This is a genomic window from Holdemania massiliensis AP2 (genome assembly GCF_000327285.1).
GTDB classification, from domain to species: domain Bacteria; phylum Bacillota_I; class Bacilli_A; order Erysipelotrichales; family Erysipelotrichaceae; genus Holdemania; species Holdemania massiliensis.
The window spans coordinates 969,110-981,374 of record NZ_HE998567.1 but is presented as its reverse complement, the minus strand read 5'-3'; the positions used below and the strand labels follow the sequence as shown (position 1 = coordinate 981,374).

Here is a 12,265-nt window from a genome sequence, read left to right as displayed (position 1 = left end):
CGTCAATAACATCAACGCCTGCAGCGAGCTGCCGCCCAGATCAAAGAAGGAACGATCCGGATCAAGGACTGGAACTTTCAGAATCTGCCGCCACAAGCCGCTTAGCTCATCTTCCTGCGGCACTGCAGGAACCTGGGCCGGCTGCAATATAGGAATCTGTTGACTTAAGGCTTGGCGGTCAACTTTGCCGGAAGCGGTCAGCGGCAGCTGTTTCAGCGCCGTTAAGGTCGCCGGAATCATATAGGCAGGCAGCTGAGCCTGCAGCGGTTGGACCCAATCAGGATCGACTGGCTGATCACTCAGAACAAAGCCATGCAGCGCACAGACTTCGCCGTCTTTCTGTTCGGCGATCACGATCGCATCGCGATATTGGGACTGCTGCAGCAGCACGGACTGAATTTCTTCCAATTCAATCCGATGGCCGTTGAATTTGATCTGACTGTCCCGGCGCCCTTCATATTCCAGTTCGCCGTCGCTGTTGACGCGCGCCAGATCGCCGCTGTTATACCACTTCTGATTTTGCCGCGGGCAGAAAACTGCGGCGGTAGCTTCCGGATTGTTCAGATAACCCGGCCCCACGCCTTCGCCGCCGATCCACAATTGTCCGGTCTGCATCGGCAGACAGCGGTTTCCCGTGGAATCTAAGATTTCAATCTGCATGTTGGCCAGCGGCTGACCGATCGTCACGGCGGAGTGGGAAACCTCTTTAGCGGAGGCATAGACGGTGGTTTCTGTCGGTCCGTAGCAATTATAAATCCGCGCCTGCGTCAGCGTTTTGGTTTTGGCAACGGTGAGCGGTGAGAGAACTTCGCCGACATGAATGATGACCTTGACCTGAGCCAAGCTGGCGCAGAAGGCAGCATCGGCCAGATTCATCTGCATACGGGTCGGTGTGAACTGAATCAGCTCGCAATGTTCTTTTTGGATCAGCTCCGCCAGCTTCCATGGCAGCAGGGTTTCTTCATCCTGGGCCATGACGACAGTCTGTCCCAAGGCCAGCGGCACTAAGCTTTCCGTTAAGAACACATCGAACACCGGATTGGTGGAGCACAGAACTGTATCACAGGCTTGAATGAGCGGACGCATGGATTCCAGAAACGCCGCGGTATTGCGGTGGGTGATCCGCACGCCTTTGGGCTTGCCGGTCGAGCCGGAAGTGAATAAGACATAATGATCGTCTTCCATAGAACGTACAGGGTTATTTATCCAGCCGGCGGGGGAATCCTTTACGATCAGAGCGATCGGATGAAATTTTGCTTCGATGCGCTGAATCAGCGAAGGTTCAGCGAGCACGGCCGCAGCCTCCGCCTGTTGGAGCATCGTCGCGATCCGCGAATCCGGAAACTGCGGATCCAGCGGCACATACGCACAGCCGGTATGCATGATCGCCAGCATCGCGGCGATCAGGGTATCGGAGCGGTGCGCAAGCAGACCGATTTTACTGCTCGGTTTGACCTCCCTGAGCAGTCCTGCGATCTGGATTGCTTTCTGCTGCAGCTGACGGCGGGTTATTCGTTGAGTGCCGCAGACAAGCGCCGCCGCTTCCGGTTTGGCGTTGGCCAGCAGCGCAATCTGTTCGTCTAACGGCAGATCCCAATAGGGCACCCGCAGCCGGTTCGGTTTTTCCAACAGCTGCCAGCGATCCGACTCAGCCAGACAGCTCAGCTGCGACAGCGGCTGATCCGCGTCTTCCAAAAAAGCCTTGCACAACGCCTGAAAGCTGCGCAGATAGAGCTGAACGGTCGCTTTGCGATATTGGCTTAAGCGATATTCCATCTGCGCCTGCCAACCGGTTTTTGTCTGAATGATTTCCAGGGTTAAAGCAAATTTGCTTAACCCATCCTCAATCGGCAGACAGACCAACGGCTGGTTCTGCAGCGTAAAGGCACCGTCTGGAATCGGCCGCATCGAAAACATCATCTCAAACAGCGAATGACCTTCAACACTTTGCGAACGCGGCAGCTGGCGCAGGATTTGTTCCAGGGAAACCTCTTGGTGATCCTGCATCTCGATCAGCTTTGTCTGCACCTGCTTCAACAGCTGGGAAACGGTCATTTCCGGAGAAATTTCAGCGGCTAAGGGCAGTGTGTGCATGAACAAGCCCGGCACTTCCATCCATTCACGGCGGCTGCGGCCGCTGACCGGCATTCCGACGCAGCTCATTTCAATGCCAGTCCAACGGGTGATCTGCACGAAGAAGGCACTGGCAAAGAAAACCGCGGGCGTGATTTGATGCTGCTTGACGAAGGGCAGGATGGCCGCAGCCAGCGCTGGATCAAAATCAAGCTGTTCCCGAGCCCCTTTCTCCCCTTGTTTTTCCAGCCCTTTGTCGGTTGGCAGCAGGCTTTTCTCACGGACTGAGGCCAATGCGTTTTTCCAGTAAGCCAGCGCCGCCTGCGTGTCCTGCTGCGTTTGCGCCCAGCTGATATCTTTATAGCTCAGCGGCAAAGCCGGAGATATTTCATTCCTCATTCCTCGATCCAGCTTACGCAGGATCAACAAGGTTGACAAACCGTCGCTGATCAGATGATGTGTATCGATCCATAAACCCCGGCGGTTTTGCCCAAGCAGCAGCGTCACATGCATTAAGGGCGCTTTCTGCAGGTCAAACGGCCGAATTAAAGTCATCGGATCAAGGCCCTCATCCCAAACCTTCTCCGTGATGTTCAGCTCGGCCTGTTGTGCAATCCGCATCCGGATCTCATTTTCCACTTCATGAAAGGAGGTCCTGAGCGTTTCTTCTTCCGCGACTAACTGCCGGAGCGCCTGTTTCAGCCGCTGTAAATCAATGTCATCGGGAAGCAAAAACAATCCAGGCATGTGATAGCTGTCCTGCTTGGGATTCATCAGCAGCTGTGTGTAGATTGCCTGCTGCTGGAAGGTCAGCGGATAATCGGCCAATTCAGGAGCCTTCTGCCCTTTCGCTTCGGATTGGCGCGCTGATGGGCTGCCTTCTAGGGCGCAGGCCAGAGCTTGGACGGTGCGGTATTGATAGAAATCAGCTACGCTGAACCGCACGCCGCAATGTTCCTCAATTCGGGTGATCAGCTCCATCGCTTTAAGCGAATCACCGCCCATCGCAAAATAATCGCTGTCTAACTGCATCTGCGGCTGTTCCAAAAGCGTCTGACAGGCTTCTAACAGCCAGCGCTGCAAGTCGGTCTGCGGCGTAAGTACGCTGTCGGCCGAGCGCTGCGGCTGCGGCAGCCGTTTGCGGTCCAGCTTGCCGTTGGAGGTCATCGGCAGTTCGGAGAGCGGAATAAAGAAAGTGGGAATCATGATCGGGGGCAGCTTATCAGCCAAAGCCTGGCGCAGCTGCGCTTCAGGATACGGCTCATCGCTGACGTAATAGGCACACAGCCCTTGAAACTGCGGCCAGCGGACAACGGCCGCGCTGCGGATAGGGGTGCTGCGGCATAACAGATCGGCAATCTCCTGCGGATCAATGCGCCAGCCGTTGAGTTTAATCTGTTCATCACTGCGCCCGGCGATTACAATTTCCCCCTCTTCCGTCCAACAGGCCCGATCACCGGTACGGTAGAGCTTCTGCCCGTAGATAAACGGATGATCGATAAAACACTGCGAGGTGAGGGTCGGATTGTCATCGTAACCACGAGCCAGACAAACGCCGCTCAAATACAGATCACCGGTCAGTCCCCAGGGCAGCGGCTGTTGGTGCTGATCGAGAACGTACAGCTGACAGCCTGGCATCGGCTTGCCGGCCGTGATCTGACGGCATTGATTCAGCTGTTTCAGACTGACGCCGATCGTCGCTTCACTCGGCCCGTATTGATTATATATTTTTGCCAGGGTTAACCGCTGCAGCTGCTGCAGCAAAGCGGCTGGGAATTTCTCACCCCCGCATAAGAGGCAGTCCAGACTTTTGACCGCCTGACGGAAGGCTGCGTTGTAGAGATACGCCTGAAGCCGGGATGGCGTTGTGGAAATCATGCCGACGCCATAGCTGCGGATCAGCTGCGCCAGCGCCTGGGGATCCAAGGCCTGCCGATCATTGGCGATCACAATCGTTCGCCCATTCAGCAAAGCACCCAGGCTCTCGATCAAGAAGGCGTCAAAAGCCGGATTGCAGATCGACAAGACCGCTTTCTGAGGGTAGACGGATGCCATGTTTTCGATGAAATTCAACAGGCTTGTCTGACCGACCCGGACGCCCTTGGGATTGCCGGTAGTGCCGGAGGTATAAAGAATATAGGCATCGTTGCCGAGCTCTTGGTCCAACGTCAGTTTCTCAGCCTGAGCAGAAGGGGTAAGCCAGCGCCATTGCTTCTGCGGATCCAGCTTCTGCGCCAGATCAGGATCGGCCAGAATCAGATCAGGTTTGCTCTGCGTAAGCAAATCTTGAATTCGGGAAACCGGTTGGGAAGGATCGAGGGTAATCCACAAGCTCTGATGCAGAAAGACACTGACCATCGCGGTCAATAACGCGCTGCTGCGCTCAATCAATAAAACAATACGGGAACCCGCTGGAACTTGTTGGGCGAGGGCTCCGGCCAGCTGACGGGCCTGGTGATCCAGCTGATCATAACGAATCCGATTTCCCGCTTCAATGCAGGCCGCCCGCTGAGCTGATTCACGGACAATCCGCTGCCAACGTGCGGTTAAGGAACTTTCCGGCAGCGGTGCAGCCGGAATCGCGTTGAACTGAAACAAAACTTTGTTTTCCTGCGGCTCCTGAAGCAGGCCTAACTTCCACAGCGGTTTTTCCGGATGATTCAGCGCATCCTTTAAGATTTCCATCAAACATTGATGGATCAGGTCAATTTCCGAAGGCATGAACAGCTGGGAAAGATAGTCGTAGTCGATCATAAACTGGTGAACATCCTCACGGTTGCTCAAATGCAGGCATAAATCTTCATTCTGCCAGCCGCTGTAATGCCAGCGTCCCTGAAAGCGCACCGCGGCTTTTTCACTGCGGTACACCCTTGAATTCTGATAGGACAGGGCGATCCGAAACAGGCTTTGGGTCTGCGGATTTTCTGCCCGGACCAAGCGCAGGATTTCTGTCAGCGGATATTTTTGATGCCGCAGCAGCGTAAGCCAGCTGTCGGTCAGATATTGATAAAACGCATCGCGCGTCCAGTTTTCATCGATCTCACAGGGAAACGGCAGGGTGCTGACATACATTCCGCTGGCCTGTTTTTCCGCGAAGGTAGCCCGGTTGATCACCGGAACGCCGATCGTCAGTTTCTTTTCATGGCTTAAGCGGCTGAGAAAGACCGCCAGCGCCAGCATCATCGCGGAAAAGGGCGCCAGGCGCTGCTGCGTGCAGAAAGCATGGATCTGATAGCCCAGTTTTTCAGAGAGCATGTAGGTTCGGCGCTGGCCGATCCGGCTGAGCTGGGGAGAGGCCGCTTCCTTAAGCACCAGCGATTCAGTCATCTGCGGCGCCTTTTCAGCCCAGAAAGCCCGGTCCTGGCGGCAGCGGGAGGAACTGAGATAAATCTGTTCGCTGCGCAGATGCTCGCGATACGGCGTCAGCGGTTCTTCCTCCAGTTCTTCCTGGTCCAGCGCTTTTAGATATAAACGGGCGATCCGGTTGCTGAGCAGAACCTGCGTCCAGCCATCCGAGATCAAGTGATGCGCTTTGATCAGCAGACCGCCGCTGTTCTCTCCCGTTTGAAAACAATAAAACTGGATCAGCGGACTGTCGATCAGCGTCATCGGCTGACGGGTAACAGTTTCTTCCCAGTTGTTTAGTCCCTCTTCATCGCTGTGGGTAAAATCAAAAAGCGGAAAGCGCTGCGTCTGCGGCTGAGCAAAAAACTGCCGCGGTTCGTTTCCCTCTAAGACTAAGCGCATCCGCAGCGTTTCATCATGCATGATGACTGCATTGAGCACTCGCTGCAGCGCTTCACCGTCAAAAATCTGTTCAATCAGTAAGGTTGTGCAGATGTTGTTGATCGGGGTGTTGGGCAGAGCCTGTTCCAAATTCCAGATATTTTGTTGGCTGACGGACAGCTCAAACATCACATTATTAACCGAATTGCTTTTCATGGCAGATTCCCCCTGTGCTGCAGCAGCGCTGACGTCTGCTTTTTAAAATCGATTTGAAAGTCAAAGCATCGTTGAATATCAAAATTATATCGAGTCGTTTGGCAAATTACAAGCGTCCGCGGTCGAGTTTTACAAGCTTCGCTTATTTGCGGCGATAACTCTTACCTAACCTTTGCCCGTGCAGAATTCGCAAAGCCTTTGCTTACGGGCTTTATAAGTATGGATACAGAAAGGAAAGTGGAACAGCAAGCTGATCATGGTCTGAAAAAAATGACTGCACTCCAGGAAAAAATCACAGAAATCCAAAGCGGAAAATTTTGGAAGCATACCGGGCAATTTTGACGAAGTGAATTTTCTTTCGTATAATAAAGTCAAAGAAATTGAGGAAAAAATATGAATCAGGATTCAGGATTATTTATCGAGGCCCTGCAGCGTCAGGATTTAGCGGCCTTGCGGAAGGTGCCGAAAGCCGATCTGCACAATCATTTCATGCTCGGCGGTGACCGCAAGTGGATCAGGGAGAACTGCGGAATTCAGATTGATCCGGTAACGCAGCCGCTGGCTTCCATGGCAGAGATGGATCAATGGAGCCAAAAGCAGATCAATGCCCATTTCGGCGGCCGCAGCGGCCGGCTGATCATGTTGGAAGCGACGCTGCGCCAGGCTGTCAAGGATGGCGTACAGGTGCTGGAAATCGGTGAGGATGTCTGGGCGTTAAAGCATTTTTATCAAGGCGACATTCAGAATCTGCTCAGCAGCTGGGATGCCGTCAGACAAGCGGTGGCGCCGCAGATAGAACTGCGGTTTCAGGTAGGGATGTCGCGGCATTGCGGAATTGATTATCTGATGGAAAAACTGGCGCCGTTTTGGGATCGGCCGGAATTTTATGCATTGGATCTGTATGGTGATGAAAACGCCCAGCCGATTGAGAATTTTATTCCGATCTATCGCCGCGCCCGCCAAAGCGGCTGGGTGCTGAAGGCGCATGTCGGTGAATGGGGCAGCGCGATGGATGTGCAGAAGGCGGTTGACTGTCTGGATCTGGACGAGGTTCAGCATGGCCTTGCCGCAGCCCAAGATCCGGCGGTGATGGCCTATCTGAAAGCAAGACAGGTGCGTCTGAATTTGACGCCGTCCAGCAACTATCTTTTAGGCCGGGTGCCTTCGCTGGCCCGGCATCCGATCGCCGCCTTCAAAGCGGCGGGGATTGAAGTGACAATCAATTCGGATGACGTGCTGATCTTTGACAGCGACGTTTCCAAGGAATATTTGCGGCTGTATCAGGCTGGAACACTGAGTGCTCAGCAATTGGATGAAATTCGTCTTGAGGGACTGAAAAAGCTTAAAGCCAAGGCTTTTGAAGCAATGCAAGAAAACGTTGCGTGACAAAATTGAAGCTTCCTTCTAAAATTGGAGTTGAGGTGATCCCCAATGAAAACACTCGGAGAAAAAATCGCGCAGCTGCGCCGTGAGAAAAAGCTGACCCAGCAGGAATTTGCGGATCGAATGTCGGTCAGCCGGCAGGCCGTATCGAATTGGGAACGGGATAAGAATGAGCCGGATGTTTCGGCCTTAAAACAAATCGGAAAGCTTTTTGGAGTCGACATGAATGAACTGCTGGACGATGTCCAGCATCCGGCGAAGCCGATGGATACGCGCAGGCTGACGGTGCTGTACGCTGCGGTTCTGGCCGTGAATCTAATCTATTTTCTCAGCCTTGTCCAAAAAACGTCCAGTTGGACGGCGGCTTTCGGCCGCTATGGTTTTCGCTTCGTGTTTGTCTTAATCGCGACATCCATCTATTTTGCACTGTCTTTTTGTCTGCGCAGCCATGACTATTCGCTGTTGTCCGGTTATGATCCGCATGCCCCTTATGACCAGGAAGTTCTGGGTGAGATGACGGCGGCTCTGGCGATGATGATCTTGCTGGATACGCTGGGATTCTCGATCTTGACCGGCGTGTTGGAAAGCTGGATTTCATCCGATCTGTCGCTGCTTTTGTTTATCGCTTATCTGTTTTGCTTGGGTCTGGCAATCATTACCGTGAATTTGAAATACCGAAACCGGCTTTACCGGGATCCCCAGTATCCGCAGAAAGTACGCGGCGGCATAGGCATCACCGTCTTTTTTCTGACGGCCGTTATTCTGGCGGCTGCAATCTTGATCATCGGCGGTGTTTCAGGCTCAGTAAAACACAATTCTCCGCAGGCGGCTTTTCAGGTGATCATTCTTTTACCCTATTTGCTGATCAATATCATCTGGCTGATGATCGAACAGGATAAACTGCATCGGGATATCGAGCAGGGAAAATCTTACCGATTCGGCGGAAATACGCTGATGCTTGCCGCGGCGGATGGGATCCTGCTGGTTCTGATGGGTTTGATCGGGTAGGGATAGAATGAAGCGGGAACAAGTCATGCCTAAGTCGCTGACCGCAGTGAATAAGAAAAAATATTTTGTTTCAGTTTTGCAGAATAAACAGGAAGCAGAATGCATGAGAAAAGCGGAATCACCCAAAGTCCGCAGCTCTAAAATAAGAATAAAGAAACCAGATATTGAAGGACTTATAGCTTGTAGGATCTGCGCCGGGGTCATTGGCATTCCCTGAATATTTCTTTTTGTTTGCTTGTGCTGAAAGCAAAGGAATTCAATTTGTTTTTGTGAACAGAATAAAAAGAAGACTCAATAAACAGTCCTTCCCCTCAGGCGGCTCGCAAAAGGGGCTGTCTTTTGTTAAATCGAAGTCAGTCGGCATCCAAGTTTATGCCTGAACGGAATCGGATTCTGATCATCCCCTTTGCGCTTGAACAGTTTTGCGTTTGGATTGAACTGAGGAGCTTGTGCTGATCTGAAAACTGCGGTATAATATTCATGGCTTTAATTTAGTGCAGCGACACTAAGAAGGCATACACAAAACTTAAGATTTCTGTGCTCTTTTCGTGTAACCTTCAAAAGCCTGTTTTTTTGAAGGCTTTTTTTATGGAAATGGAGGAACCATGATGAACGATCTGCTTCAACTCAGTTCGCTTTCCACTGCCAAGATCCAGCATATTCTGGATGTGGCGGAGCTTTGCCGTCAGGGTCAATTTGTGGACAGTGAAAAAGGGAAACTCGTTGCCAATCTGTTTTTTGAACCGTCTACCCGGACGCAGTACAGCTTCAATACGGCGGAAGAAAAGCTGGGCATGAAAGTGATTAACTTCAACGCGCAGGCGTCCTCAATGCAGAAGGGGGAAACGTTCTATGACACCGTTAAGACGTTTGAAAGCTTCGGGCTGGATGCGCTGGTAATCCGGGATCGGGAAGATGAGTATTACAAACAACTGCTCGGCCGCGTTCAAATTCCGATTCTCAATGCCGGGGATGGCAAAAAAGATCATCCGACGCAGTCTTTGCTCGACCTGTTGACCATACGGCAGGAGTTCGGCCGGTTTGAGGGCTTAAAAATCGCGATTGTCGGCGATGTCAAGTATTCCCGCGTCGCGCATACCAACATTGAGGTGATGCAGCGTTTAGGGATGCAGTGTGTGATCAGCGGTCCGGAAGAATACCGCGATCCGCAGTACGATTACATCGATTTTGATCAGGCTGTACAGGAAATGGACATCCTTATGCTTCTGCGTGTTCAGCATGAACGGCACGAACAGGCGATGTCTTTAAGCAAGCAGGAATATCATGAAAAATACGGCTTGACCGCCCAACGGGTCAAACGGATGAAGGAAACCGCGATCATTATGCATCCGGCGCCGTTTAACCGCGGCGTGGAAATCGCCGATGAGGTTGTCGAATGCGATAAGTCGCGTATCTTCAAACAGATCAACAACGGCGTTTTCGTTCGGATGGCTGTGCTGAAATGGGCGATGGAGGGACGATAAATGAGTTTTTTAATGCAGAACGGCGATGTGCTGTACCGCGGCAAAATCCGCAAAATGGATGTGCTGGTGGATGATTTCGGACGGGTAACCGTGGCGGATCAGATTGATTTAACCGCCGAGGATGTGGATGAAATCATCGACGCTTCCAGCTTATTGATCGCTCCGGGACTGATCGATCCGCATGTTCATCTGCGCGAACCAGGTTTTGAATATAAAGAAACCATCGCGTCGGGTACGCTGGCCGCGGCCAAGGGCGGCTATACGACGATCATGGCGATGCCCAACCTCAATCCGGTGCCGGACAGTCTGGAACACCTGAAAATCCAGCAGGAACGGATTCACTATGACGCTAAAGTTCAGGTCATTCCCTATGCGGCGATTACAAAGGGACAGAAAGGCGTCGGCGAGCTGGTCGACTTCGATGCGTTAGCTGCGGAGGTCATCGCTTTTTCGGATGATGGCAAGGGGGTGCAGGACGAGGCGATGATGCGCGAGGCAATGTTGGCGGCTCAACGCAACAACTGCCTGATCGTCGCGCATTGTGAAGATGAAAGTCTGATCGCGAAAGGCGCGTGCATCCATGAAGGCCGCAAAGCAGAAGAACTGGGGTTAATAGGCATCAGCAGCGCAAGCGAATACCGTCAGATTGAGCGGGATCTGCGCTTAGCCGAAGAAACCGGCTGTCAATATCATATCTGCCACATCTCCTGCAAGGAATCCGTCGAGCTGGTGCGTCAGGCGAAAAAGCGCGGTGTTTCCGTCAGCTGTGAAGTTACGCCGCATCATCTGCTTTTGTGCGAGGACGATATCACCGCGGACGACGGACGGTTTAAAATGAATCCGCCGCTGCGCTCCAAGGCGGATCAGGAAGCTCTGATCGCCGGCTTATTGGACGGGACGATCGATATGATCGCAACCGACCACGCGCCCCACAGCGCCCAAGAGAAAGGCAAAGGCCTGCAGGGCAGCGCGATGGGCATCGTCGGACTGGAAACCGCTTTTGAGCTGATCTATACCTATCTGGTCAAGACCAGCAAGCTGACCTTAGAGCGCTGCTTTGAGTTAATGAGCTTTAACTGCGCGGATCTCTTCGGGATTGAGGGCGGTGAAATTGTGAATTTTGAAAAAGCCAACCTGGCGGTTTTCGATTTAAACAAGCGAGAAAAAATCAATCCGAAAACCTTCGTTTCCCAAGGCAAAAGCACACCCTTTGAAGGCTGGTGGGCAATGGGCCGTTGTGTGATGAACGTGACGGATGGACAGATCGTATACAGAGAGGGGCTATAAATATGAATCGGAAATTAGTCTTGCAGAACGGTGTTGAGCTGGCGGCCAAGGGTTTCGGCAGCGATCGGGAGGTCATTGCCGAATTGGTGTTCAACACATCGATGGTCGGTTACCAGGAGATCCTCAGCGATCCCTCCTACACCGAACAGATCGTCGTGATGACCTATCCGCTGATCGGCAATTACGGCATCATTGATGAAGATTATGAATCCAAGCTGATCGGACCGAAAGGGCTGATCGTGCGCGAATACAACGACAAGCCAAGCAACTTCCGTTATACCAAAACGCTCAATGAGCTGCTGGAAGAAAATGACGTGCCGGGGCTTACGCATCTGGACACCCGCAGGCTGACGCGGATTCTGCGGGATGAGGGAGCCATGCTGGGGCTGATCTGCGATGCTGACGTGACGCATGAAGATGCGATGGCCAAGCTGGCGGCGTATTCGGCGCCCAAAGATTTGGTCGCGCGGGTTTCCTGTAAGAAAAAATGGTATTCCCGCTGTGCCAATCCGCGCTTTAATGTCGTCGCCATCGACTGCGGGATCAAATACAACATCATCCGTGAACTGAACCGCTATGGCTGCAATGTGACGATTGTTCCTTACAACACCTCGTTTGAAACGATCCTGGCGCTCAATCCGGACGGCATCTTTCTCTCCAACGGGCCGGGCGATCCGGAAAATGTTCCTGAGGTCATCGACCTGATCCGCCGGCTGCAGGGGAAAAAGCCGATTTTCGGCATCTGTCTGGGACATCAGCTGATTGCTTTAGCCAACGGCTTAAAAACCTACAAGCTGAAATTCGGCCACCGCGGGGCCAACCATCCAGTTAAAAATCGGTTGACCGGCAAGGTGGAAATTACCTCGCAGAATCACAGCTATGCCGTCAGCACCGAAGGACTGGAGAATTCCCGGGTTGAGATTACGCATATCAATCTGCTCGATCAGACCGTGGAAGGCTTACGGATTAAAGAAGATCGGATCTTCTCTACCCAATACCATCCGGAATCTTCAGCCGGGCCGGAGGATTCCAAATACTTGTTCGGATTGTTTGTCAGCCATATGGAAGCGATGAAGGAGGGCCGTTAG

At 52.6% G+C, this 12,265-nt stretch carries 7 protein-coding genes; 6 read left to right on the top strand and 1 reads right to left on the bottom strand.

The window, feature by feature from the left end; genetic code table 11:
• The coding region (locus tag BN162_RS04565) for a non-ribosomal peptide synthetase (RefSeq protein WP_020223903.1) at positions 1-6,015 on the bottom strand (6,015 nt) is incomplete at its 3' end.
• 393 nt (positions 6,016-6,408) lie between these two features.
• Here BN162_RS04565 and BN162_RS04560 point away from each other — a divergent pair.
• The 6 genes from BN162_RS04560 (at position 6,409) to carA (ending at position 12,265) form a co-directional block, all read left to right on the top strand.
• On the top strand, positions 6,409-7,401 hold the full coding sequence (locus tag BN162_RS04560; RefSeq protein ID WP_020223901.1) for an amidohydrolase family protein: 993 nt from the start codon (positions 6,409-6,411) through the stop codon (positions 7,399-7,401).
• A 45-nt stretch (positions 7,402-7,446) separates the two neighbouring features.
• Entirely contained in the window at positions 7,447-8,406 is a 960-nt protein-coding gene (locus BN162_RS04555) for a helix-turn-helix domain-containing protein (RefSeq protein WP_020223900.1), read from the top strand.
• A gap of 7 nt (positions 8,407-8,413) precedes the next feature.
• Entirely contained in the window at positions 8,414-8,623 is a 210-nt protein-coding gene (locus BN162_RS04550) for a hypothetical protein (RefSeq protein WP_020223899.1), read from the top strand.
• A 391-nt stretch (positions 8,624-9,014) separates the two neighbouring features.
• A complete protein-coding gene (locus BN162_RS04545; RefSeq protein ID WP_020223898.1) occupies positions 9,015-9,890 on the top strand; it encodes an aspartate carbamoyltransferase catalytic subunit in 876 nt (291 codons plus the stop codon).
• Positions 9,891-11,177, top strand: a complete 1,287-nt coding sequence (locus BN162_RS04540; RefSeq protein WP_020223897.1) for a dihydroorotase — start codon at positions 9,891-9,893, stop codon at positions 11,175-11,177.
• Positions 11,178-11,179: 2 nt separating this feature from the next.
• Positions 11,180-12,265, top strand: coding sequence for a glutamine-hydrolyzing carbamoyl-phosphate synthase small subunit (carA, locus tag BN162_RS04535; protein ID WP_020223896.1), 1,086 nt, complete (start codon positions 11,180-11,182; stop codon positions 12,263-12,265).